Annotated in this window: 22 protein-coding genes and 1 tRNA gene; 12 read left to right on the plus strand and 11 right to left on the minus strand. The window is 62.2% G+C overall.

Annotated elements, in window-relative coordinates; translation table 11 throughout:
• The first annotated feature begins 18 nt into the window (after positions 1–18).
• Complete coding sequence (locus ASB57_RS06175; protein ID WP_082621402.1) at positions 19–1,014, plus strand: LysR family transcriptional regulator; 996 nt, start codon at positions 19–21, stop codon at positions 1,012–1,014.
• On the opposite strand, the gene ASB57_RS06180 is transcribed toward ASB57_RS06175, so the two are convergent.
• Complete coding sequence (locus ASB57_RS06180; protein ID WP_057655955.1) at positions 1,011–1,955, minus strand: LysR family transcriptional regulator; 945 nt, start codon at positions 1,953–1,955, stop codon at positions 1,011–1,013. The genes ASB57_RS06175 and ASB57_RS06180 overlap by 4 nt on opposite strands.
• Positions 1,956–2,090: 135 nt before the next feature.
• On the opposite strand from ASB57_RS06180, the gene ASB57_RS06185 reads away from it, so the two are divergent.
• Positions 2,091–3,386 carry an MFS transporter gene (locus tag ASB57_RS06185; RefSeq protein WP_057651446.1) on the plus strand — a complete coding sequence of 432 codons (1,296 nt, stop codon included), beginning with the start codon at positions 2,091–2,093 and terminating at the stop codon, positions 3,384–3,386.
• A 51-nt stretch (positions 3,387–3,437) separates the two neighbouring features.
• On the opposite strand, the gene ASB57_RS06190 is transcribed toward ASB57_RS06185, so the two are convergent.
• Together ASB57_RS06190 and ASB57_RS06195 are read right to left on the minus strand one after the other, a co-directional pair.
• Positions 3,438–3,818: a DUF423 domain-containing protein gene (locus tag ASB57_RS06190; protein WP_057651447.1), complete on the minus strand. Its 381-nt coding sequence runs from the start codon at positions 3,816–3,818 to the stop codon at positions 3,438–3,440.
• Between the two features lie 71 nt (positions 3,819–3,889).
• A complete protein-coding gene (locus ASB57_RS06195; protein ID WP_156414071.1) occupies positions 3,890–4,705 on the minus strand; it encodes a hypothetical protein in 816 nt (271 codons plus the stop codon).
• A 168-nt stretch (positions 4,706–4,873) separates the two neighbouring features.
• On the opposite strand from ASB57_RS06195, the gene gph reads away from it, so the two are divergent.
• Entirely contained in the window at positions 4,874–5,569 is a 696-nt protein-coding gene (gene gph / locus ASB57_RS06200) for a phosphoglycolate phosphatase (RefSeq protein ID WP_057651449.1), read from the plus strand.
• A gap of 74 nt (positions 5,570–5,643) precedes the next feature.
• Here gph and ASB57_RS06205 read toward each other — a convergent pair whose 3' ends face one another.
• The 3 genes from ASB57_RS06205 to ASB57_RS06215 form a co-directional block, all read right to left on the minus strand.
• Entirely contained in the window at positions 5,644–6,174 is a 531-nt protein-coding gene (locus ASB57_RS06205) for a GNAT family N-acetyltransferase (RefSeq protein ID WP_057651450.1), read from the minus strand.
• A 95-nt stretch (positions 6,175–6,269) separates the two neighbouring features.
• Entirely contained in the window at positions 6,270–7,718 is a 1,449-nt protein-coding gene (locus ASB57_RS06210; RefSeq protein ID WP_057651451.1) for an amidohydrolase family protein, read from the minus strand.
• A gap of 15 nt (positions 7,719–7,733) precedes the next feature.
• Entirely contained in the window at positions 7,734–8,846 is a 1,113-nt protein-coding gene (locus ASB57_RS06215; RefSeq protein ID WP_082621405.1) for an alanine racemase, read from the minus strand.
• Between the two features lie 202 nt (positions 8,847–9,048).
• Here ASB57_RS06215 and ASB57_RS06220 point away from each other — a divergent pair, with 202 nt between their 5' ends.
• From ASB57_RS06220 to blaOXA, 3 genes are read left to right on the plus strand one after another with little or no spacing between them, the layout of a single operon-like run.
• The gene (locus ASB57_RS06220) at positions 9,049–10,116 is read left to right on the plus strand and encodes a tripartite tricarboxylate transporter substrate binding protein (protein WP_231755353.1); all 1,068 of its coding nucleotides are present in this window, start codon (positions 9,049–9,051) and stop codon (positions 10,114–10,116) included.
• Between the two features lie 11 nt (positions 10,117–10,127).
• Complete coding sequence (locus ASB57_RS06225; protein WP_057651453.1) at positions 10,128–11,036, plus strand: MurR/RpiR family transcriptional regulator; 909 nt, start codon at positions 10,128–10,130, stop codon at positions 11,034–11,036.
• A gap of 41 nt (positions 11,037–11,077) precedes the next feature.
• On the plus strand, positions 11,078–11,905 hold the full coding sequence (blaOXA, locus tag ASB57_RS06230; protein WP_082621977.1) for a class D beta-lactamase: 828 nt from the start codon (positions 11,078–11,080) through the stop codon (positions 11,903–11,905).
• Here blaOXA and ASB57_RS06235 read toward each other — a convergent pair.
• Complete coding sequence (locus ASB57_RS06235) at positions 11,902–12,897, minus strand: aldo/keto reductase (protein ID WP_057651454.1); 996 nt, start codon at positions 12,895–12,897, stop codon at positions 11,902–11,904. The genes blaOXA and ASB57_RS06235 overlap by 4 nt on opposite strands.
• A 113-nt stretch (positions 12,898–13,010) precedes the next feature.
• Positions 13,011–13,847: an oxidoreductase gene (locus tag ASB57_RS06240; RefSeq protein ID WP_057651455.1), complete on the minus strand. Its 837-nt coding sequence runs from the start codon at positions 13,845–13,847 to the stop codon at positions 13,011–13,013.
• A gap of 103 nt (positions 13,848–13,950) precedes the next feature.
• Between ASB57_RS06240 and ASB57_RS06245 the strand changes: the two genes are divergently transcribed.
• The 3 genes from ASB57_RS06245 to ASB57_RS06255 all read left to right on the plus strand — a co-directional run bounded on the left by ASB57_RS06245 (position 13,951) and on the right by ASB57_RS06255 (position 17,302).
• Positions 13,951–14,844, plus strand: coding sequence for a LysR family transcriptional regulator (locus ASB57_RS06245; protein WP_057651456.1), 894 nt, complete (start codon positions 13,951–13,953; stop codon positions 14,842–14,844).
• Positions 14,845–14,890: 46 nt separating this feature from the next.
• Positions 14,891–14,963 (plus strand) — tRNA-Arg (locus ASB57_RS06250).
• 32 nt (positions 14,964–14,995) lie between these two features.
• On the plus strand, positions 14,996–17,302 hold the full coding sequence (locus ASB57_RS06255) for a hypothetical protein (protein WP_156414072.1): 2,307 nt from the start codon (positions 14,996–14,998) through the stop codon (positions 17,300–17,302).
• Between the two features lie 47 nt (positions 17,303–17,349).
• On the opposite strand, the gene ASB57_RS06260 is transcribed toward ASB57_RS06255, so the two are convergent.
• The gene (locus ASB57_RS06260) at positions 17,350–18,810 is read right to left on the minus strand and encodes an MFS transporter (protein ID WP_057651458.1); all 1,461 of its coding nucleotides are present in this window, start codon (positions 18,808–18,810) and stop codon (positions 17,350–17,352) included.
• The gene (locus ASB57_RS06265; protein ID WP_057651459.1) at positions 18,810–19,283 is read right to left on the minus strand and encodes a nuclear transport factor 2 family protein; all 474 of its coding nucleotides are present in this window, start codon (positions 19,281–19,283) and stop codon (positions 18,810–18,812) included. The genes ASB57_RS06260 and ASB57_RS06265 overlap by 1 nt, the downstream gene beginning before the upstream one ends.
• A gap of 229 nt (positions 19,284–19,512) precedes the next feature.
• Here ASB57_RS06265 and ASB57_RS06270 point away from each other — a divergent pair, with 229 nt between their 5' ends.
• The gene (locus ASB57_RS06270; RefSeq protein WP_057651460.1) at positions 19,513–20,145 is read left to right on the plus strand and encodes a TetR/AcrR family transcriptional regulator; all 633 of its coding nucleotides are present in this window, start codon (positions 19,513–19,515) and stop codon (positions 20,143–20,145) included.
• A 105-nt stretch (positions 20,146–20,250) separates the two neighbouring features.
• Here the strand turns inward: ASB57_RS06270 and ASB57_RS06275 are convergent, their stop codons facing one another.
• A complete protein-coding gene (locus ASB57_RS06275; RefSeq protein WP_057651461.1) occupies positions 20,251–21,252 on the minus strand; it encodes a tripartite tricarboxylate transporter substrate binding protein in 1,002 nt (333 codons plus the stop codon).
• Positions 21,253–21,379: 127 nt separating this feature from the next.
• Here ASB57_RS06275 and ASB57_RS06280 point away from each other — a divergent pair, with 127 nt between their 5' ends.
• Entirely contained in the window at positions 21,380–22,324 is a 945-nt protein-coding gene (locus ASB57_RS06280) for a LysR family transcriptional regulator (RefSeq protein WP_057651462.1), read from the plus strand.
• A gap of 149 nt (positions 22,325–22,473) precedes the next feature.
• Complete coding sequence (locus ASB57_RS06285; protein WP_057651463.1) at positions 22,474–24,549, plus strand: hydantoinase/oxoprolinase family protein; 2,076 nt, start codon at positions 22,474–22,476, stop codon at positions 24,547–24,549.
• Positions 24,550–24,551: the final 2 nt, after the last annotated feature.

Here is a 24,551-nt window from a genome sequence, read left to right on the forward strand (position 1 = left end):
AAGAGGGGGAAGCGGCCCATGCATGACGCTGCCGGTGAGCCGAGGGAAGAGGACCTGGATGCCGAGCTGGCCGACACCGGCGCCGGTACGCGGCCGCCCTTGAACCTGCGCCAGATCGAGGTGTTTCGCGCCATCATGCTGGCGGGGTCGATCAGCGGGGCGGGGCGCATGCTGCACGTGTCCCAGCCCGCCATCAGCCGGGTGCTGGCCTTGACCGAGAGCCGCTTGCGTTTTCCCCTGTTCGAGCGCGGCCGCAGCCGCCTGACACCCACGGCCGAGGCGCGCCGCCTGTTCGCGGAGGTTGAGCAGGTGTATGGCGGAATCCAGCGCGTCAATGAGTTGGCGGCCAATCTGGCGACGGCCGGCGCCGGCGCGCTGCGGGTGATCTCCAGCGCCAGCTTCGGCCAGCGCATGGTGCCGCAGGCGCTGGCCGTGTTGCGGCAGGGCCGTGGTCAGGTGAGGGTGGACTATCGCAGTTCGACCTATGACGAGCTGGCGGGCCACTTTCTTAGCGGGCAGGCCGATATCGCGGTGTCCATGCGGCCACCGGTCCATCCGAATCTGGTGTCGGTGGAGCTGGGGCGCAGCGAGGTGGTGTGCATCATGCCTCGCGACCATCCCCTGGCCGCCTGTAAGGCCGTCGCTCCGGCGGATTTCACCGCCGGGACGTGGATAGGGTATCCGCCGGACGCACCTTTGGGACGCGTCTTGAACGCTTTTCTGGGATATACGCCGAATCGGCCGCCCGCGCCGCTGGAGGTGCATTCGCCCGTGACCGCGTTGGCTTTCGTGCAACAAGGGTTGGGACCGGCGCTGGTGGAAAGCTGGTGCGTGGGACCGCAGACGCGGACGGGGCTGGCCGTGCGTCCCATCGTTCCTTCGGCGCATATTGGGATTTGGGCTACCTATTCGGAGTTGCAGCCTTTGCCTTTGATGGCGAAGCGGTTCCTGGCGGCGTTGAAGAAGGTGCTGCAGGAGGAGCCTGGGGCAGTCTTCGAGGACGAGGAGGTCTAGTCCTTGTTCGCTTTGCTCGCCTTGGTCGCCTTGTTCGTCATAGGCGGCGTTTTCGCAGAGGCTGCCTGGCGCATCACCGTCACCGCATTGCTCGCCGCCTGCGACGGTGAGTGCCGGCGGTAGGCAAGATCCAGCAGGGCGCGCGGCGCCGGCCCACGCAGAGGCAGGAAGCGGACGCCTTCGGTGTTCACGTGGCGCATGCTGGCGGGGACCAGGGAAATGCCGAAACCCGCGGCGACCAGGCTGATCACCGACGCCATCTGCGGTGCTTCCTGGGCGATACGCGGCACGAATCCCGCCTGCTGGCAGGCGGCCAGGATGGTGTCGTACAAGCCGGAACCGATGGGCCGGGGATACAGCACGAAATCCTCGTCGTGCAGCGCGGCCAGGGTCAGGCTGCGGCTGCGGGACAGGGGATGGCTGGTCGGCATGGCCACCAGCATGGGTTCGTCGACCACTCGATCGGTAAGAAAGTCCTCGCCCAGGCTGAAGGGCTGGCGCAGAAAGGCGACGTCCACTTCGCCGGCGCGCAGCCATTCCAGCAAGGATCCCGTATTGCCTTCGCGCAGCTCCACATGAACCTGCGGATAGCGGTCGCGATAGGCGCGCAGGGCGCGGGCCAGCGCCGGATGAAACACCGAGGAGGCCGTGAAGCCGATGCTGACGTTGCCGCTATCGCCCTGGCCCAGTTGGCGGGCGCGCTCGGCGGCGCGGGCGGTAGCGGCCAGGATGCCGCGGGCGTCCTCCAGGAATTGCTGGCCCGCTTCCGTCAGCTGGATGCCGCGCGGCAAACGCAGGAACAGGACGGCGTCCAATTCCTTTTCCAGTTGCTGGATCTGCTGGCTGAGGGGCGGTTGCCCGATGCCCAGGCGCGCGGCGGCGCGCGTGAAGTGCATTTCTTCCGCGACGGCGACGAAATAGCGAAGGTGGCGGAGTTCCATGGTGGGACGGCGGTTGGATGATTTTTCCAAATCATATTTCATATGTATGGACGGAACCACTTTCATATATTGGACAGATGGACGGCGGAAGATTACTTTCACGCCTGTATCGTTAAATTCTTTGATCCATCAAACATGAGCAGCACGTCCCACAACGCGGATTCCCCCCGGTCCGCGACGGCATCTTCGGCCGCCGAGTCTTCCGAGCCAGCGCCTTATCTTCAGCGTGGCACCGCGGCTTTCCGGCGCGCCAACTGGGCGCTTTTCGCCGCCGGCTTTTCCACCTTTTCCTTGATGTACTGTGTGCAGCCGCTGCTGCCGCTGTTCGCTGAGCATTTCCAGGTGTCGCCGGCGCAGAGCAGCTTGTCCCTGTCGCTGACCACGGGCCTGCTGGCCCTGGCCATCTTCCTGGTGGGTTTCTGGTCCAGCCGTTTGCCGCGCAAGTCGGTGATGGCGGCGTCGCTGTTCGCGTCCGGCGTCTTGACCCTGGCCGTTGCCGCGACGCCGGACTGGCATGCCTTGTTGGCCGTGCGGGCCTTGCAGGGTCTGGTGCTGGGCGGCGTGCCTGCCGTGGCCATGGCGTATCTGGCGGAAGAGGTCTCGTCCACTGACCTTGGGTTCGCGATGGGCCTGTACATCGGCGGCAGCGCTTTTGGCGGCATGATGGGACGGGTGATTACCGGGCTGGTGGCCGACCATAGCGACTGGCGCGTGGCGCTGGTGGTGGTCGGCGTGGTGGGGGTGTTGGCGGCCGTGTTGTTCGTGCTGGCGCTACCGGCCTCCCGGCACTTCAAGCCGCAGAAGGGTGGTGGCTGGGCAGCGGCACGGCAGGGTTTTGCCACGCATCTTGCCGATCCGAATCTGTTGTCGCTGTTCGCGCTGGCGTTTCTGCTGATGGGCGGCTTCGTCACCGTCTACAACTATGCCGGCTTCCGTCTGATGGCGCCGCCGTATTTGCTGAGCCAGACGCTGATCAGCGCGATCTTCACCGTGTACCTCGTGGGCATTTTCGCGTCGGCCTTGTTTGGCCGGCTGGCGGACCGTTATGGCCGCGGCACCATGCTCTGTATGGGCGTGGGGACCATGCTAGTGGGGCTGCTGCTGACGCTTGCGGTCAATCTGGTCGTGATGGTGGCGGGTGTGGTGGTGATGACTTTCGGCTTCTTCGCGTCGCATTCCGTGGCGAGTGGCTGGGTGGGTCAGCTGGCGCGCGGCTATAAGGCGCAGGCTGCGTCGCTTTATCTGCTGGCGTATTACCTGGGTTCCAGCGTGCTGGGATCGGTCGGTGGTAAATGCTGGGAATGGGCGGGGTGGGGCGGCGTGGTCGCGCTTATCGGCGCCTTCCTGGCTGTGTCGGTGGTGTTGAGTGTGCGGCTTTATGTGGTGACCGGCGCGGGGCGGGCGGCGGTGGCGGGGGGGCGGGCTTCTTAATGCCCGCTTGATTGGACGGTCAGGCAGTTAGGCCGTTAGGCCGTTGTACCGTTAGACCGTGGGCCCGCGCCATACGGCGAGGGCTACCAGCAGCCAGCCTGCCAGGAAGCCTAGTCCGCCGATGGGCGTGATGGCGCCCAGCCAGCGCACATTCGTCAGTGCCAGTACATAAAGACTGCCGCTGAACAGCACGATGCCGGCGAACATCAGCCAGCCGGCGGTGGCGAACAGTGGCGAGTTGAAGCGGGGCGCCAGCGCGGCGATGGCCAGCAGGCCCAGGGCGTGCGCCATCTGGTAGGTGACCGCCGTCTGCCAGACCGCCAACATCTCGGCGCTGAGCCTTTCCTTCAAGCCGTGTGCGCCAAAGGCGCCCGTACCCACGGCAATGAACATGTTCAGCGCGCCCAGCAGGGCAAAAATACGGTCGGTCATGGTCTGGCGTCGTCCTTGGGGTTGAATGAGGCTTGGCATTTGCAGCCGGGCTGGTGCGATTTTAGGCGCAGTCAGTTCCGTTCCTCGAACTCCTCCCGGTCGGACGGCGCGAAGTACAGCACGTCGGTCCAATAGAGACCCAGCGGATGTTCCGTTTCGTCAGTGCGCGTGTTGTCGAACGCATCGTCGAAGCGCAAGCCGTTGAATGCATCGAGGGGGGCGGACGCGGATCCGGCGGCAGCTTGCCGCAGCACCTTCGCAGCCTCGGTAATGTCCATCGGCAATGCATCGAAAGCGGCGCCCACATGCCGGCAGCGGTCGATTTCGGCGTCGACCAGTACTCGTAGTGCGTCCGGATCGCTTTCCGACATAACGTCGAGCTCTATTGTTTCGAGCAACAGGTAGCTATCACGATTCGCGTCCAGGAATGCGATGGTTTCATCGAGCTGTTCCCGCAGGTGTTCGATGCCTGTCGACTTCGTCGTCACGTCGACTACAGGGGCCTCGGCGGCTGGGGCAGGCGCGGGAGCCAGCCCCAGCCACTGTCTCAGCCGGCGCGCGATTGTCGGCTGGTCGTTTTCCTGTAGCGGCGCGGTAGCGGCACCCGGTGCAGGCAAGACAATCAACGCCTTCACGATGGCGGCGAAGCGGCTCACCCGCTCGAACCCGGCATCGAATGGCGCGCTGATGGCATGCAAGGGCACAGGCGATCCGTCCAGGCCGTCCGAAATCAGCGACGCGCAACGCTGTGGATCGGCCGACATCAACAACCGGTATATGAAAGGCACGTCATATGGCCATTCAGACAAGCCACTGATCGTCTCTGGACGGTCAGCATACGAAGCTGGCCGGTTGTCGAGGCTATACAAGTAAGATCGATTCGCCATGCAGGCTCCCGTTACGTTTCGGACGGTACATTCTTATCGCTGGAAAACATAACACGAGTGACGGAAGACGACGGCAGCGGGGGCGATGGGCGAACTGCGGAATCAAAGCATGGTTTTCATCGCCCAGGGCCGCCTAACGCCGTCCATCGACGTCCGGAGAAATGTCAATTGACCGACCACAACATATTCCGCGGAGCCACAATTGCCTTTGACCTTGATGGGACGCTTGTAGAGTCGGCGCCTGACCTCATAGCCGCTGTAAACGCGGCACTCGCGACGGAAGACTTCAGGCCCATTACCTACGACGATGGGCGTCCGCTTATCAGTCGCGGGGCTCGGGCGCTATTGCAGTTCGGTCTGGAAGCCGCTGGCGAACTGAATCCGGCAGCGAAGGCGGCTGCTCTTTTTGGATATTTCATCGAGTACTACGGCAGCCATATCGCCGATGAAACCCGGCCGTTCCCCGGCGTCATTGATGCTCTCGAAGTTTTGAAGACCGCGGGCGCGAAACTGGTGGTCTGCACCAATAAACCGACTGAGCTGTCCCGCAGCCTGTTGGACAAGCTGGATATGATGCGTTTTTTTGATGGGGTAATGGGCATGGATGCCGTTACCGCCGCCAAACCGGATCCCGCCCATCTCATCGAAGCGGTGCAGGCAGTGGAAGGGGATCTTATGCGCACCGTGATGGTGGGCGATGCGGACACCGATGCTGGTACGGCCAGAGCGGCCGGGATTCCTTTGATTTTGGTCGACTTCGGCTACAGCGAGACCCCCGTAGCCGAACTCTCGCCCGACATCCTTCTCCATCACTTCGATGATTTGGTGGCGGCTTGCGGCAGGTTGCTGCGAAGTCACGAGTGAGATCGAAAGTTGTTCATACTGCAAAGTAGGCGTGGTGGAGCTTACAGACCAGCCATCTGCAGGCAGCAGTCTGTCTATGGGACTATCGAGAAGATTTTCGCCGACACCGGCGCGCCATGTATTTGCAGCCGATTGCGAGCGACGCACTCAAAGTGCGCGCCGTAACCGCGAGCCACGGCCTCGCTAGCCTCGTTTCCGGTCGCAACCACGATCTCGATCCGATGCAGGCCCAGCGTATTGAAGGCGTAGGGCACCAGCGCCTGCACAGCGCGGGACGCGATCCGGCGTCGTTGTTCAGAGGATCTTACCCAGTAGCCAAGGTTGCAAAACAAGTGCTGGTGGTCGATCGAGTTCAGGCCCGCACCACCGAGAAACCGGCCGGAGTCAGCTGCGAAGATGCCGTATTCATACCCCAGTTCCACTGAGAGGCTGTCACGGCATTGCTTGAACCAGTCGAGCGCATTTTGCTCCGAGAACGACGGCGTGCACCATGTCATCCATCGGCCAACCGTATCCGCAGACTCGCGGGCGGCCTGTGCGTACTCTTCCGCATCGCTATCTTCAAAAGCTCGAAGAATGAGTCCGTCCAGAAATATGGGCTGCATGGGCTGGTAATCAGAATGGCTGGCCCTCGAATGATGCCAGATTCCAAGGCTATTCGCCCCTCGGGTCAAACTCCGAATTTTTACGCTCGCATTCCTTATGCCATAGCACTGCGCTTAACCAACTCCCCGCGATTGCCTCCCGCAGCAGCGCCGTTCTCCCACGCAATCGCCCCGTTCACCGCCACGTGAACGATACCGCGCGCCGGTCGTACCCGCTCTCCATACCCAAACCCCGCATCAACGGTGAGTGCATCAAAGGTGGTGATATCGGCGCAGGCGCCGGGAGCGATAATCCCGCGGCCCTTGAAGCCGAAATTGGCGGCCGGCAAGCCCGTCATCTTGTGGACCGCCGTCTCTAAAGAGAAGAGGGCACGGTGTCGCGCATAGTGGCCAAGAACCCGCGGGAAGGCACCCCATAGGCGGGGGTGAGGCTGGCTGTCATGCGGCAAACCGTCAGACCCTATCATCGTGGGCGGATAGGCCAAAATACGGTCGACGTCCTGCGCATCCATGGAAAAGTAAATCGCGCCACCAGGCATCAAACGCGCCGCGGCTTCTTCCCGGTCGACGCCAAATGACTCGGCAATGTCGTTAAGCGTGCGGCCGGCCATTTCCGGATGCGGGGTAGACCAGGTGATGATGACTCGGTCGCAGCGGCGCACTCGCCAGACTTCCAATACCGTCGACCCGGCATCGTAGGGATAGCAATCCAGGCACACCGGCTGTTTCCGGGCAGCATCCTCGATATATGGCAAGGTCTCGCGCGAACGGCCGAAGTTCTCGGCGCCGCTCAGCTTATGGTGCGAAATCACCACCGGCACATTCAGCTGCCGGCCAATGTCGAAGGTCTCGGTCAAGGCATCCATGATCCCCGATGACTCGTCGCGCATATGCGTGCAATAGACCCCGCCAAAGGCATTCAAATCCGCGCAGACGCGGACGACTTCATCGGTAGTGGCCGGCATCGCCGTGACGTACGCCAGTCCTGTCGATATGCCGATGGCGCCTGCTTCCAGCGCCTCCGCCGCCAACGTCCGCATTTGTCCGATCTCAGCATCCGATGCCGTCGCTCCCAAATCCTGCATCGTCGCCACACGCAGGGTGGTATGCCCAACCAGCATGGCAAAGTTGATCGCGGGAGGCCGCTGCCTTAGCTCTTCGAGATACGCCGCGAACGTGGCAAAGCGAAACGCCTCGCCGCCTCGGTTCAACAGATCAAGCGGTGGCGTGACGGGTTGGGGAACAGGGCGCGGCATGGGCGCAAGGGACATCCCGCAATTGCCCGCTACCACGGTAGTAACGCCCTGCGAGAGCTTGGGTGTCATGTCCGGGCTGGACAGGAGCAGGCAGTCATCGTGCGCGTGAGCGTCGATGAACCCGGGCGCCACAATCAAGCCCGTGGCATCGACGATTCGATGTGCTGGTTCATCCGACAAATTACCCACTGCCGCGATATGCCGGTCGACGATGCCGACATCCGCCTCACGACGCGGCGCGCCGGTGCCGTCGATAACCGTCCCGCCCTTGAAGACCAAATCGAACATCTGCGACCTCCCGCTTTAGCGTTTGCTACCCAATTGCGTACGCGTTTCCCAATCCCCATTCTCGGTTTTAACGAGAGCCTGGTCATACAGATAAGCCGTCGTACACGCATGCCGCGGCAGCAGCATCACCCGGTCTCCAACATTCAGGCTGTCGCTATTCACCACGACGTGCTCCTCGTTCATCATCACGATGGGGCTGTCCCAACGAAAGCGATCCGCCATGGGCTTGTCCGGAGAGATGGCTTTCGCACCGGCGTCCAGGGTGACCCGCGCGCCATGCCGAGAAATGACCGTGGCAAGCACGAAAGCCGCGGGTTTCCACTCCAGATGCGCCAGATCGATATCGTGCTGGTCGCTTGAATACGCCCAACTGCCCGGCGCAACATAAGTGGCCAGGTCAGCGGGCCACAGGTCGAAGCTATAACTCGCCCCGGCGATCAACTCGGCTGAAAGTCCATGCGCGTCGCGGCCTTGTTCCACCACTTGGCGCACCCGGGCGGCTACCTCGGCCACGCGGCCTCGGCGTAGTTCGATATCCCGGTCGTTGATATGGCCGTCATAGACATGCCATCCGCCGAATCGGCCCAGTTTCGACGCACCCAACGCCAACGTCAGCGCGTCGGTATTAATGGGCGCCCCGGTGCGGCCCATGCCCGGATCCAGATCCACGTGCAGGCTCAGGTTGGACGGCCAACCCCCGGCTTCCGCAGCCTGCTTCCACGCCTCCAGGCCTTGCGGCGAATCGATCAGGGCACCGAGCGTGGCCTGCGGATATTGCCGGGCCAAGGCTAGAAAGCTGGCGAGGTGATGCGCATTCACCGTCGGGTAAGCCCATAACACCCGGGCGGCGCCAGCTTCTAAAACCATCCGAGCTTCGGTGACCGTAGCCACCTTGAAACCCGAGACGCCTTTTTCGATCATCCGGGCGACGACCCAGCTCGCACGATGGGTCTTGATATGCGGCATCAGCCTGCCAATACCGCCGCAGCGCTCAGCCGTCATTTGAAGGTTGTGCAGCAGTGCGGCTTCGTAGACCACCAGGGATGGTGTCGGGACGTCGGCGGGCGGACAGTCGTATTGGGTCAGGGTGATAGCGTTGCGCGGCGATGACGGGAACGTGGTGGTCATGGTGTTGGGCTTAGCTGATAGAGGCAGGCATCGGGGAAGAGGCATGACCTAGGGAATGTACGGGCATGAAAAACTACCGTGGGTGGTAATAATATTACAACCATGCCGCCACATGACAAGCGGATTCCGCGATATTCAATGAGAATTTTGCTTTTTCGCGCGGCAGATTTGGCTGAAATGTAAGGTTATTACCATTCCATTCATGGGCTATGCAGCCGCATTGCTTGCAGGGCATCCCTGGATGGTCCCCCGTGACCTACAAAACTCGCGCACGAAAGTGGAATCCATCATGACGAAATTCCTGCTGCCCGCCATCACCATCCTCAGCCTGCTGGCGACTCCCGTTTACGCCGCCGACACCGCAGCATCATGGCCCAACAAGCCAGTCACGGTCGTCGTGAATTCAGCGGCGGGCGGCTCCGCGGATGTGCTGACCCGGATCGTCTTCAATCAAATGGCCAAGGCCCTGAATGCCTCGTTCGTGATTGAAAACCGCCCAGGCGCCGGCGGCGCCATCGCCATGGGTTTGATCAAGCGTCAGCAACCGGACGGCTATACGCTGGGCTACGCGAACGTCAACACGCTTAGCGTGAACCCTTCGCTGTTCAAGCATCTGTCCTACGACCCTGACAAGGACTTCGAGCCCGTCGGTCAGATGTTCAATCTGTATAACGTCCTGGCCGTCAACGCCAACGATCCGGCGAAAACGGCAGAAGATCTGTTCGAGCGGATAAAAAAGAACCCAGGAAAATTCTCCTACGGCGCGTCAGGCATAGGCACCAGCGGGCACATCGCCGGCGAGCTGCTGCGCAGTATGGCGAAACTGGACGTCCAGTTCGTTCCGTATCAGGGCGACCCCCAAACCTTGCAGGATTTGATAGGTGGTCGGATCGAATACAGCATCAATAATTCATCCGTGGTGATGCCTTTGGTAGATAGTGGCAAGCTCAAGGCTTTGGCCATCACGTCGCTGAAGCCGGTGCCGCTCTATCCGAATCTGCCCACCTTTGATGCGTCTGGTATTAAAGGCTATGAGAGCGTGTCCTGGGGCGGCATCGTGGTGCCGAAGGGCACGCCACGCGACATCGTCGACAAGATCAATACCGAGATGAACAAGGCGTTGAAGACGGATGCCGTGCGGGACGCCATGGCCAAGCTTGGCGCGGTGACCGTGACGGGGTCGCCGGAGGATTTTCGCAAGCTTATCGGCAGTGAGCAGGTTAAATATCACGATCTTATCGAGTCGGCCAATATTCAGAAGCTGGAGTAAGATCCACGCCCATGAGCGCGACCAATCTATTACAGGAACTGCAGGAACGCTTGCCCAGTTTGTCTCCCTCCCAGGGGCTGGTCGCGCGTCTAATCCTGTCCGATCCGCAGACGGCTGCGGTGACGACCGTCGAGGAGTTGGCCAAGCGGGCAGGGGTGTCAATGCCCACCATCGTGCGGACCTGCCGCAGTTTTGGCTATGAGTCCGTCCGTGACTTCATGGTTGCCCTCGCTCAAAGCTATGCCACGTATGGCTCGCATTTGCATCGCAGTGTTCTGGCCACGGACAGCACCGCGGAAGTCACCAGCAAGGTCGTTCATAGCGCCATTGCTTCGTTGCGGGAATTGGGGCAGGGCATCGATGTAAAGGTGATAGACGAAATCACCGACCGCATGGCGAAGGCGGAGCGCATCGATTGTTATTCGGTCGGCGCGTCCTCGACGTTCATTGCCAACGAGTTGCAAAGCCGGCTGTTTCGACTGCGCGTACCGTCGAATGCCATTTTCGACGCGCACCAGCAGTTGATTTCTGCCAGCACGCTTGGCCCGAAGGGCATTGCCTTCATCGTGTCGCACGTGGGGCGCATGCCCTATACCCTGGATGCCGCGCGGTATGCGCGGGCCCATGGCGCGACGGTCATTGCCATGACGCATCCTGGAACGCCTTTGGCGGAAGCGGCTGACCTAGTGCTTGCCGTCGCTGGGCCCGAGGATCCCCTACGCCCCGTGGGAACAGAAACGCATATCGCGCATCTCGTCATCATCGAGATTCTGATTGTCCGTCTGGCCCAGAAACTGGGTCCCGTGGCGGTCCACGATCTTCAGCGATTCAAAGACCTCATGCAGGCCTATGGTTTCGACGGGCTCGCCCAGCCGAATGTCGTGGACAACAACAGCGAATCGCCCGACATTCGGGACTGATGGCGCATAGTCCGAGCTGAGAACAAAAGGTTTTGCTAATGATGAAGAATTTCGCCGTGCCGCGTGCAGCCGCCGCATTCCTGCTTCTGTCGATTCTGGGGATGACCGGCGCAACGGTGCAAGCCCGCAACATCTGTACGATTGCCGCCGACGCCGCCGATGGTCGCGTGCTGGTGGAGCAGGGCGCCTGCGGTGATCGTTATACGCCGGCATCCACGTTCAAGATCGCCATCAGCTTGATGGGATTCGACGCGGGCATTCTGAAAGACGAGAACACGCCCGTTTGGAATTTCCAGCCGGGATATCCGAATTGGGGCGGCGAGGAATGGCGCAAGCCCGCCACGCCGGCGCGCTGGATCAAATATTCCATCGTCTGGTATTCGCAGCAGGTGGTGCAGCGCCTGGGTGAGGGGCGCTTCCAGGAGTATGCGACGAAGTTCCAGTACGGCAATCAGGATGTGTCCGGCGAGCCGGGCAAGGATAATGGCTTGCAGGGCGCCTGGATCAATTCTTCATTGCGCATCGCGCCGCGTGAGCAGGTCGAGTTCCTGCGCAAGATCGTCAACCGCGGTTTGCCGGTAAGCGCGCATGCCTACGACATGACTACCCACATTCTGGATCTGGGGGAGATAGGCGACGGCTGGCACCTGTATGGAAAGACGGGCGCCGGCTCGCCTGGCAGCGACGGCCACTACGATGCCAGCCGTGCGTATGGCTGGTTCGTGGGCTGGATGGAGAAGGGCGATCGTAAAGTGGTCTTCGCGCGCCTTATCCAGGATGAGGTGGCCACCACGCCCAGCCCTGGCCTACGGTCACGTGATAGCTTGATTAAAGAGTTGCCAGGACTGGTCGGGCAGGGTGTCCACTAAAGGCCAGTCATCTTCAGCACAGCCTCCGGCAGGCGTTCACCCTGCACATGAATCTTGGCAGTCTCAACGTGTATCTCGGCGAGATCTTCCGTCGATAGGTGGAGAGGGGCCGCCCCCAAGTTCTCGTACAGGCGATGCAGTTTGGTGGTGCCCGGAATCGGGACTATCCACGGTTTCTGCGCCAGCAACCACGCCAACGCGACCTGCGCCGGCGTGGCGCTCTTGCGTGCTGCGACAACCTTGACCGCCTTGACCAATGCAAGGTTTGCCTTGCGTGCGTCGGGAGAGAATCTTGGCACGTTATTGCGAAAGTCGGTCGGTTCAAATTGGGTGTTTTCGTCGATCTTTCCCGTCAGGAAGCCGGCGCCCAGCGGGCTGAATGGTACGAAACCAATGCCCAGCTCCTCCAGCACCGGAAGCAGTTCTTGCTCCGGCCCTCGCCAGAATAATGAGTACTCGCTTTGCACTGCCGCGACCGGCTGCACAGCGTGAGCCCGGCGTAGCGTTCGCACGCCAACTTCGGATAAACCGAAGTGCTTGACCTTACCTTCGGCGATCAGATCTTTCACCACACCTGCCACGTCCTCGATCGGAACGGTCGGGTCGACCCGATGTTGATACAACAAATCGATAACATCGGTGCGCAGACGACGCAGCATGTGTTCCACCACGAGCCTTATGTGCTCTGGACGGCTGTTGGTGCCAGGACGGCGTGCGCCGGTTTGCTGGTCGATGTCGAAACCGAACTTGGTCGCGATGATTACCTGATTGCGGATGGGCTGCAGTGCCTCACCGAGAAGTTCTTCATTGACGAATGGGCCATAGGCTTCGGCGGTATCGAACATGGTGATGCCGCGATCATGCGCTTGCCGGACTAGCGTGATCATTTCTTGCCTGTCGGGCGTTGCGCCGTACACGCCAGTCATACCCATGCAACCCAGGCCAAGCGACGAAACTTCCAACCCGGAACTGCCGAGAGTTCTTATCTTCATATAAATTACCTTGCGAACTACTTTAAGCCGCTGCTAATGCGGCGCAAATGGTTTTCAGCCAGCCGTGCACTGACAAATACCGCTCGGCCGTTGAAGCCGCGGCACTCCACCGTTCAGGCATCTTTGGGAAAATCGGTACTGCCACTGGCAACTTCCCAAGTGCTTATTTCCGCCAGCTGACGATTCAGCGCATTCGACACGATTCTGATCGCGTCGCTGCCAAGCAGGAGCCGTTGGGGCAGTTTGGTTCCGGCGAGCGTATCCACGATCAAACGCGCGGCGCGTTGCGGATCGCCGGGTTGAGTGCCGTGCGTTCGGTCGTTCTCGGGTCGCCTAGGGCCTACCGTGTCGGCATAATCCGCGATTTTCGTCCGTGCGCCGGTGAGCGAGCGTCCGGCGAAATCGGTCCGGAATGCGCCCGGCTCGACGACAAGCACCCGGATGCCCAGCGGTTCCACCTCGGTCTTGAGCGTCAGGGTGATTCCTTCGAGGGCCATTTTTGCGGCGGAGTAATAGCCCGACCCTGGGTTCCAGAACTGCGCCCCAATGGAAGAGAAGTTGACGATCGTGCCGGAGCGTCGTTCCCGCATGGCGGGCAACACGGCTTTCATCAGCGCGACAGGGCCGAATACATGCGTATTGAACAGGTTGGCGACATCCTCTTCGTCCCCTTCCTCGACAGCGGCGCGGTAACCGTAGCCGGCATTGTTGATCAGCACATCGATCGGGCCGAAGAACGCTTCGGCCTGGGCGACCGCGCGCTTGATGGCGGACTTGTCCGTCAGATCCAGCGCCAACGCGCGTGCGTGATCGGGATATGCACGTTCGAATTCCTTGACCTTGTCGGTATTGCGAGCGGTGACGATTGCCTTGAACCCCGCATCCAGTACGGCAGTGGCGATGGCGTGACCGAGGCCCGACGAACAGCCCGTGATAAACCAGGTGGTCATGTGTATTTCCTCTGCTGGTTGGTGGATGCAGACCACTATAGGCTCGCGGCGGCAATGCGATAAGATGCCATAATCAGAATGCTCTTATAAGTTGAGCTAATCAATGGCGAGCGAAAATTACAACGAGTTGGCGGCCTTCGTCATGGTCGCCAGGGAACGCAGTTTCACAAGGGCGGCGGCAAAGCTTGCCGTCTCGCAATCGGCACTCAGCCAGACAGTTCGTGGCCTGGAAGAACGGCTTGGGTTGCGCTTGCTTACTCGCACGACCCGCAGCGTGGCGCCGACCGAGGCAGGACGGCGCTTGTACGACACGCTTGCACCGCGCTTCGAGGAGATCGAGCAGGAACTTGCGTCGTTAAGTCTGTTGCGTGACAAGCCGTCCGGGACGGTCCGTATCAATGCGGGCGAACACCCAGCCATTTCCATACTCCAGCCGGCACTGTGCCGACTGCTTCCGGATAATCCGGATATCCGCGTAGAGATCATCGTCGATTACGGGCTTACCGATATCGTCGCCGAGGGTTACGACGCCGGGGTCCGCATGGGTAACCAGGTGGCCAAGGACATGATCGCAGTTCGGATCGGGCCGGACCTGCGCATGGCCATCGTGGGCGCTCCGGATTATTTCGCCCGGCACGCGGTGCCGCGCACGCCCCAGGATCTGACGGCGCATAACTGCATAGGCATACGTCTGCCTACCTATGGCGGCATTCCGCCTTGGTCATTAGACAAGGATGGCCACGAGATTAAGGTGCGCACCGAAGGTCAGCTGGTATTCAATAACATCAGTTTGCGCTTGCACTCCGCGCTCGACGGGCTTGGCCTGGCTTACTTGCCCGAGGATCTGGTGCTTGAGCACGTGGCGGCCGGCAGGTTGGTGCGCGTGATGGAGGATTGGTGCGAGCCGTTCCCGGGTTATCACCTTTACTATCCTAGCCGTCGCCATACTTCTTCAGCTTTCGCGCTGCTGGTGGATACTTTGAGGTATCGCGGGTGATCCGCTCTGCGGATTGCCCAACTGTTTGATATAAATCAGTCTCTACTCCGGGGTAGTTCAGCGGTCAGAACGCTCGGCTTCGGACCGAGAGGGCGCTGGTTCGAATCCAGCCCCCGGATCCTCACTTCAACCGTGATTCTTCAGAGGCGCGATGTCCGCACCTATCGGCGCCGACTACTCTCTTAATCAGTTGCAGCGAGCACTGGATGCCGTGGCGCGCGGCGACAGCTCGCCGACACGCGTGCAGCGCTGGCGTGCGGTTATCGAAGGCCTGCTGTCCGGTGACATTACGCCCGGCTCGCGCAAGCCCGTATCCCGCTACCCGGCCTGGGTCACGCTGGATGTCGCCACGGGCGGGTTCGCAACCGGCGCCTCCCTGGCGGCGGGGCCTTTGCTCCCGCATGAAAATGTCTTGCTGGAAGAACTGGGCCTGTCCGGCTCGCCCACGCCGCGCCTGGCGCTGAACCGGTATTTTCTTTCCGATACCGGCCTCGCCCGGCTGCAGGCAGCCATCACGGGCAACCGCTATGTCATCGACGTTGCCGAAGAAGCCGCGCTGCCCGCCATCGCCTGGCTCATGGCGCATGGGCATGCCGACGAGGCCGGACGTCTGGCCATTACCCTGGCGCCCTATGCGCACGAACTGCGGTTTTATCCGCGGCTCGACGTCGCCGGGCCGACCAGCCAGGACCGGGTCCATCTGGAATCCGCCGGCAAGGTCGTTCAACGGCTGCGGACCATCCCGGAAAATCCGCGCATCATGGCCCAGCGGAACGCCGTCGGTACGTGGACGCCGCTATACGACGAGGCCATCGGTCTGGCCCTTGAAACCGTCGATGGCGAGCTGCCCGTTGCCGCGAAGGGCGACCAAGGCGACTGGATAAAAACCGAGCGCGGCCAGTTCAGCATCCAAGGCGGCTGGCCGTTCAAGATCCAGCCGCCAGGCTGGCCCGACAGAGTGCGCGCGCTGCTGGAGAAAATCGCGGCCGCGCGCGTGCGCTTTCCGGCCGGCAAACGCTACACCGGTAGCGATGAGCCGTTCGTGATACTCACCACCGCGCTGGATCGCGCCGTGCGTACCCCAGAGGAATTGTCTGCGCGCGACGTAGGACGCGTGCGCCTTATTTTGGCCCGCTACGTCGCCAAGCGTGGTCTGCCGGATTCGGACGCGGCCCGCCTTGACCGCGCACGGCAGCTGGGCCACGCCACCACGACCAGCCATAAGGAAATCGCCGTGGCGGTGGCGGATGAGTTGGCGGGCTATCCGTCGGCGAATGGCCTGGATGACCTTGCCGCGCTGTCGACCCCGGGAAGCTATCCTTCGCTGCCGCCGGGTATCTTGCGTCGTCTCCAGCGTTGCCTCAACGACACCCCCACGGGCCTGATCGAGCGCGGCGTCATCAAGTCGTCCGAAGTGCTGGCGACCTTGCTCCCGCAACGCAGCAGCCAGCTGTGTGCCGCTGGCTTCCCCGATCTGCCCCTACGTTTGCTGTACGCGGCGACCTATCGGGCCTTCCGGCGTCGACGCTCCCTGCTTCTGCTGGACCTGCAGAAACAGGTCCAGCTCGGTGAGCTGCCATGGGTAGCGGCGCTGGAAACTTTGCGCGAAGACACTGATGTTGAGAAACGGGCCGCAGGCCGCGCCTTGGAAGAGTTCGCTTCCCTTACGATCGCGCAGTTCCCGCAAACGATTATTCCCAACAAGCTGCTGCAGGAATTCAATGCGCTGGCGCGGCAAGCGGGCTTGTCCTTGCCGCTTACCGAAGAACTGGCCGCGGATATCTTCATGGGTCGTTTCGCGCCGAAATTTATCGATGCTGCCAAGGTCGCGGCGGCGCATCTGCGGGACACCCTCTACGCCACTTATTTCCGGCTGGATTACGGCGAGATCGTACGCGGCCTGTCCAAGTCGACCCCGTCTCGCGCCACGGCCGACGCGCTCGCCACGATATGCGCGCAACGCGCGGGCGAGCCACTTGGCGCCTGGAAGCCTGCCGGCAATGGCCGGATACTGGAACAACAACTGATTATCACCAGCCACAACCTTGCCGCGCTGTTGGAACTGCCGGAGGTCAAGGAAACGCTCACGCGGGACGCCATCGACCTTGCACGCCGCTGTTATGCCTGGATCTTGCGGTGCCTGGGGAGGCCTTGCGGGGAGGGTGACTGGCGCGTCGAATTACGCCGCATCAAAAATTCCGCCTATGCCTGGCGCCAGATGGTTTTCCTGTTGTCGCTCAGGGAGCCGGAAGCGGCCAGCTTCGTCGCCGAAGCGCAAGCCCTTCTGGCCCAAGAGCCGGAGCCCTTGGCGCGGCGCTTTCGACCAGCCTTGAATGGCCTGCGCACTGCCATCCTGACGCCGGACGCATGGCGGGCAGCCCAGGAGCCCGCGCCATTCCTCGGATGGTCCGACACGCAGCGCTGGCGGGCAAGGCCGGCGGCCGCGCACAAGGAATAGGGCGCGCCACCTGTGCTCAGATGGAAGAACCACTCGCTCCATCTCGTTCATTGGCGCGTAGTCGATGCGCGTTCGGATCTCGAAGCGGCGAGGGAGAGGACTGCCGCGATGGCCAGACTGGCCCCAATGCACAACATCGCCACCATCAGTGCCCGAGCCATGGTCTTTGGATCGGGTGAAGCGCCTGCGACGCTGAAAAATACGCCGCCGATGACGGCAACGCCCAGAGCCGCGCTGATCTGCAGCGCCGAATTCGTGATGCCGGCGATCATTCCAGAACCGCTGGTCGGCGCGCGGTTGATCACCGAGCGCACAAGCGTCGGCAGCGCCCAGCCTTGACCGAATCCCAATAGTCCTACCGCTACCACGAGCGCAAGCTGAGGTGGCATGGTTCCGGGTGCGGCCGTCACTGCCGCAGCGAGGATCACGCAGCCGATGACTTCGAGCATCATGCCGATGGCGGGAACGCGATGGCCCAGCAAACGGATGGCCAACGGTGTCGTCAAGGGCCCGATAAAAGCGCCGACGCCGAACGGCAGGAACACCAACCCTGTTTCCAGGGGGCTCAAGCCGACTGCGGATTGAAGGTAGACGGAGAAGGTCAGGAAGAAAGCGGAGACGACGTAGAAAAACAGCACCCCCGTGAGGCCGCTCATCAGGCCAGGTCTGCGGACGAGGTCCACGCTGATAAGTGGCATGCCTCCGCGGACCGCATAGGCTTTCTCGTAGCGCCAGAACGCAACCCCAGCCACAGGACACGCGAGCAACATCACGATGGCCCACGCGGGCCAACCCAGCTCGCGTCCCTCGACCAGAGGCACGATCAGCAGGCCCAACGTCAATGCGCAAAGCAGCACGCCGATCCGATCGATAGGCGCCGGGCTGTCGCCTCGGACCTCGGGCAGCAGAGGCAATCCGAAGATAAGGACTGCGACGACCACGGGCAGATTGATCAGAAAAATGACGCGCCATCCCAGATCGAAGAAATCCGCGGAGATCAACGCACCACCGAGTGCCTGCGCCGCCACGGCTGCCAGCCCGACCGCCGCACCATAAAAGCCCAGTGCGCGTGCGCGTTCCCGCTCCGGGAATAATGCGTGGATGGATGCCAGTCCTTGCGGCGCCATGGCGGCGGCGCTGAGGCCCTGGAGCACGCGTCCGATGATCAACATTACAGGAGAGGTCGCGATCCCGCAGATCACCGACGTCAGGCCGAAGCCGGTGATCCCGATCAGAAAGACTCTGCGCCGACCGAAGAGATCGCCCAGCCTTCCTCCGGTGATGAGGAAGACCGCATAGGCCGCGGCATAGCCGGAGATCACTAGTTGTAGTTCCGCAGAGCTTGTGTGCAGGGTGCTCTGGATGGACGGCAGAGCGACATTGACGATGAAGAAGTCCAGGGGAGGCAAGAATGCTCCCACCAGCAACACCGCGAATGCCGACCACCGACGGGCTGCGGAGTTACTCGTTTGAGCGGCCTCCAGGGGCTGAGTGGCTTCTGTTTGCATCAGGACGCCCGGCCGAAACGTTCCGTTCCCATGACGGGGACCCAGTTTTGAAGCGGCGTCGCGTAATGCATGGTGAAGGTGCGCTCGAGGAACGCCCAGCGACCGTCGCGCCGGAGGTATACGTCGCGATATTGGCCGCTGACCTGTAATGGGCCCTGATTCACGTCGTAGAAGAGACAATCCGCCGCGACCAGTCCGTGGCCGTTGTCGCCGTCAACGGTAATTAGCGCGTTCGCCATCCAGTGATGCATATGGGGCATGCGGGCCATGTTGACGCGAGCTTGCGCCAGGATGGCGTCCAGGCCCTCGGCGTTGCCGTTGGCGCCCAATAGCAGTCGGGACTCCGGATGCCAGAGGGTTGCCAGCAGCTCCATGTTCATGGTGTCGAACGCCTCGGCATAGTTGGCGATCAGCGCATCGATGGCGAAGCGGCTTTCGATTGCGTCAAGGCGTGCTTCAAGTTCTTTGTACATAGGATATTTTCGTATCGATCGGTACATAAATGGGTAAAAAAATGCGAGGCTTGGGAAGCCCCGCTCAGCATCTAATTCTGTATTGTGCAGTACAAATATAAGGCAGGGCTCCAGCCTGCGTCAACTGTGTTGACGGTTTGCCCCCAAAGCGCGTGGGACGATTCAGGCTCCGCCTTGCTCCAGGATTGTGTATCGCTTAGTATTTATTTCTTTTTTGGTGGAAGTTTTTATGGCTCATCGAGGCCGACCACGAGAGTTCGATCGTGATGCAGCAGTCAACGCGGCAATGCACCTTTTTTGGGAGCAGGGCTACGAATTGACTTCCGTGTCCCAGCTGAAAGCTGCGATAGGCGATGGCATTTCCGCCACGAGTTTCTACGCGGCCTTCGAGTCCAAGGAGGCTTTGTACAAAGAGGCCCTGGAGCGATACATGGTCATCTACAGCGATCTGACCCGTAGCCTCCATGACACCGCCATCCCGCCCCGTGAGGCCGTGTTTCTTGCATTGCAGCGGTCAGCGAAGATGCAGACTGGCAGCGGTCACCCGAAGGGATGCATGGTCGTGACGGGCATCGTTGGCGCAAATGCCGCGGACAGCGGGGCGGCCTATCAGCTGCTTCGTGCCATCCGCAACCGCACGCGTCTGGGCTTCCGTTCCTGCGTGGAGCGTGGCATCAAGAGCGGAGAACTGCGCGAAACGACGGATCCGGTTGCGCTGTCTGTCGCCATTGACTGTTTTTTCCAAGGGCTGTCAGGGCTCGCCCGTGATCGCGTCCCGGCGACCGTTATAGAGAAAGCCGTCTCCGCAGCGCTGGGGATCTGGGATTCCGCGGTGGACCCAAAGATTCCTGAGAGGCAATAGCGCGCTGCGTTCCCGGAAATTTTCCGATTCACTTTTTTTCCAACAGGGGGTGTTGGTGTAGCGCTGATTGCCCGGACGCTCACAGCTCGCGACTGCGGGCGTCCCTCACATCGGCTCCAACCCCACATCCTTGGCAATCTTCCCAAACGTCGCCAAATCCTCTCGCACCCGGGCCGTTGTCTCCGCCGGCGTGGTCACCCGGGGAATCATCCCCAGATCCAACAGCCGTTGCTGCATCTCCGGCTTCGCGAACTGGCGTGACAGCGCCTGCTGAATCGCATTGACCACAGCATCCGGCGTGTCCTTGGGCGCAGCAAGGCCAAACCACGCCACTGCGGAGAACCCTTGAAGCCCCGCTTCCTGCGCGGTCGGCACGTCAGGTAATACCTTCAGCCGTTCGCTGCTGGTGACGAACAAAGGATGCACCTTGCCGGAATGAATAAACGGCGTCTGCACGCCCGTGTTGTCCAACACGGCGTTGATGTGCCCGCCCAGCAGATCGTTCATGGCCGGCGTGCTGCCCTTGTACGGCACCAGGTTCACCTGAATGCCGGCGGACTTGGCGAACATCAGCTGGGTCAGATGTTGCTGCGTGCCCAGGCCGGCATTGCCAAAGGTGACGCCATTCGGATGCGCTTGCGCATAGGCGATGAAATCCTTGAGCGTCTTGGCGGGGAAATCGTTGTTGGTGACGACGACGAAGGGCAGGTCGACCAGCACGGTGACCTGCTTGAAATCCTTCATCGGGTCATAGCGCAGCTTGTACACGTAGGAATTCACGCCCATGGTGCCGCTGGCGGACAGCGCCAGGGTGTAGCCGTCCGGCGCGGCGCGCGACACGAATTCCGTTCCCAACACGCCGCCGGCGCCCGGCTTGGCTTCGACGATGGCCGTCTGACCCAGTTCTGCGGTCAAGGCCTGGGCGGCCAGGCGCGCCATCATGTCGGCGGTGCCGCCCGTGGCGTAGGGCAGCACGATGGTGATCGGCTTGCTCGGATAGCGATCCGCGGCCTGGGCCGGTGTGGCAGCCAGTGGCGCGACGGCGGCCGCGGAACAAATGGCGGCCACCAACAGCTTACGGCGGCCCGCGTGAAGCTTGCTTGCCATGGTCGTTCTTCCCCTTTGAGTCGTCTCAAGATTTGGGAAAAGATTAAGCGGCAAGGCTTTATGTGCCAAATCAATATTTGAAATAGGCCGTTATCATCCAGGATGATGTCCGCGCTATAGTGCGGTGATGCTTCCCGCCATCGATCTCAACCTGCTGCGCATCTTCGACGCCGTCATGACGGAGCGCAATGTCACGCGTGCCGCGCTGTCCCTGCATATGACCCAGCCGGCGGTCAGCAATGCCATCAACCGGCTGCGCCTGACGGTGAAGGACCCGCTGTTCATCAAGATCCAGGGCGGCGTGCTGCCCACGCAGCGCGCCGAATTGCTGTGGCCGCCCATCCGCGACGCCTTGTCCCGCATCGAGAAGACGCTGGCGACCAATGACTTCGACCCGGCCAGCTCCGAAGCGGTGTTCCGGCTGGCCATGTCCGACTACGTGGCGGACCAGGTGATACGCCCGCTGTTCGTGGAGCAGCAGGCGGTGGCGCCCAATGTGCGCATCCACCTGCACCCATACTCGCTCGACAACGCCGCTTTCCAGCTGGAAAAGGGCGAGGTCGACATGGCGGCCGGGGTGTGGTCCAACGTCGCGTCGTCCCTGCGCATGCTGCCGCTGGAGACGCTGACCTATGTCTGCGCCCTGCGCAAGGGGCATCCTCTGCTGGCGCAGCCGAAGCTGCGGCTGGAAGACTTCCTGCGGGCGCGGCACCTGATGGTCAGCCTGCTGGGCACGCCGTCGCTGATCGACCACGAACTGGCCGCCCACGGCTTGAAGCGCAATGTGGTGCTGACCATCAACCAGTTCGCGCTGGCGCCACGGCTGCTGGCGGAGACCGACCTGATCTGCGTGGTGCCGGTGAACACGGTGCGCAACAGTCCGCACAGCCATCAGCTGGTGGCCATCGAGGCGCCGTTTCCCTTCGTGCCCCGCACGGTCAACCTGATCTGGCACGAGCGCTCGGACAACGAGCCGGCACACCGCTGGCTGCGGGAAGAAATCCTGAAGATCTGCCAGGCGCAGGGCATGGTCTTCGACCAGGCGCCGCGCGCCGAGACGCACCCTTATTGAACCCCAAGTACTGAATCAAGCTGAATATAACATTCAGGAAAATGATAATCATCGATGCCAATCTTTGATTGGAATGAATGATGGGGCATGGATAAGATCTGGGCCAACCTTCCCAAGGCGCCGACAAGCGCCTTTCCTGGAGAATTGCGTTGACCCAGACCGCATCCGCCCCCGGCACCCGCCGCTTCCGCGTCGGCTTCGACGTCGGCGGCACGTTCACCGACTTCACCTTGCTGGCCGAGCACTCCGGCGAGCTGCATTACTTCAAGGTCCCCTCGACACCGCACGATCCCTCCGTGGCGATCCAGTCCGGCGTGGAGCACCTGATGCGTGAGCTGGATATCGCCGGCCACGAACTGGTCCACGTCGGCCACGGCACCACGGTGGCCACCAATATGGTGATCGAACGCCGTGGCTCGCGCTGTGCCCTGGTGACGACGCGCGGCTTCCGCGACGTGCTGGAAATCGGCCGGCAGGTGCGTCCGCATCTCTACGACTACAACGTCATCAAGCCGGAACCCCTGGCGCCGCGCGAATGGCGCTACGAGATCACCGAGCGCATTGCCGCTGACGGCGCCGTCCTGCAGGCGCTGGACGAGGACGACGTGCGCCGGGTGGCCGGGCAACTGAAGGCCGAGGATGTCGAGGCCGTGGCGATCTGCTTCATGCACAGCTACCGCAATGACGATCACGAACGCCGCACGCGAGACATCCTGGCCGCGGCTCTGCCGGGTGTCTATCTGAGCGTGTCCAGCGAGATCCTGCCGGAATTCCGCGAGTACGAGCGGATGTCGACCACGGTGCTGAACGCCTACGTCGGGCCGCGCATGGCGGGCTATATGCGCAACCTGGAAGAATCCGTGCGCGGCATGCGGATCGTGGCGAAACCCGCGACGGTGCATTCGAACGGCGGCCTGATGTCGGTCGAGTCGGTGCTGACCGCACCGGTCCGCACCTGCGTATCGGGGCCGGCCGCCGGCGTCATCGGCGCGGTGGAGCTGGGCCGCGCGGCGGGCTTCTCCAACCTGATCACCTTCGACGTCGGGGGCACCAGCACCGACGTCTCCCTGATCGCGGACCTGCAGCCCCTGTTCACGTCCAGCCGCCTGGTGGCGGACTATCCCGTCAAGACGCAGATGGTGGATGTTCACGTCATCGGTGCGGGGGGCGGCAGCATTGCCCGCATCGACGACGCAGGCGCCTTGAAAGTAGGCCCGCGCAGCGCGGGCGCCGTGCCCGGACCCATTGCCTATGGCCGCGGCGGTGACGCGGTGACCCTGACCGACGCCCATATCGTGCTGGGCCGGCTCAATCCCGTCGCGCTATTGGAAGGGCGCATGCCGGTGGACGCGGCCGCGGCGCGTGCCGCCATCGAAGCGCAGATCGCCCGTCCGCTGGGCCTGACCGTGGAGGAGGCCGCCCACGGCATCCTGCGTATCGCCAACTCGAATATGGCGCGCGCCGTGCGGGCGGTGTCCACCGAGCGCGGCCACGACATCCGCAAGTTCGCGCTGTGCTCCTTCGGCGGGGCAGGCGGACTGCACGCGGCCGAGCTGGCGCGCGACTGCGGCATCGGCAAGCTGCTGATTCCGCAGGAGCCGGGCACCATGTGTGCGCGCGGCATCCTGCTGTCGGATATCTCGATGGACTTCGTGCAGACGCTGATGGCGCATGCCTCCGATGCCGGTTGGACGACGCTAAGCGAGGCCTTGGGCGCCCTGGCCGCCAAGGCGCAGGCATGGCTGACGGATGAGGGTGTCGAGGCAAAAGACCAGCGTCTGTCGGGTGTCATCGATGCCCGCTACCAGGGCCAGAATTTCGAGATTCCCGTGCCGCTGGATGGCATGGCCCTGATGCCCGTCGCGGACTTCGTGGCCGCCTTCAGCGCCGCGCACGTGCGTGAGTACGGCTACGACGCCGCTGGTCGCAACATCGAAATCGTCAATTGCCGCGTCCGTGCAGTGGGACTCGTTCCACGTGCGCCCCTGGCCCGCGTGGCCGGTGGCGGCGCGCTGGCGGATGCCGTCAAGGAGCGACGCAAGGTGTACTTCGACGCAGGGGGCTGGGCCGACACACCGGTCTACCGGCGCGGCGCCTTGCCGGTGGACACGCCGATCGACGGACCGGCCATCGTCGAGGAAATGAGTTCCACCACGGTGATCCTGCCGGGTCAGCGCGCGCATGCCGACGCCTTCGGCAACCTGATCGTCAACCTGCATCCCTGAGG

The organism is Bordetella sp. N (assembly GCF_001433395.1).
In the GTDB taxonomy this organism is placed as follows: Bacteria; Pseudomonadota; Gammaproteobacteria; order Burkholderiales; family Burkholderiaceae_B; genus Bordetella_C.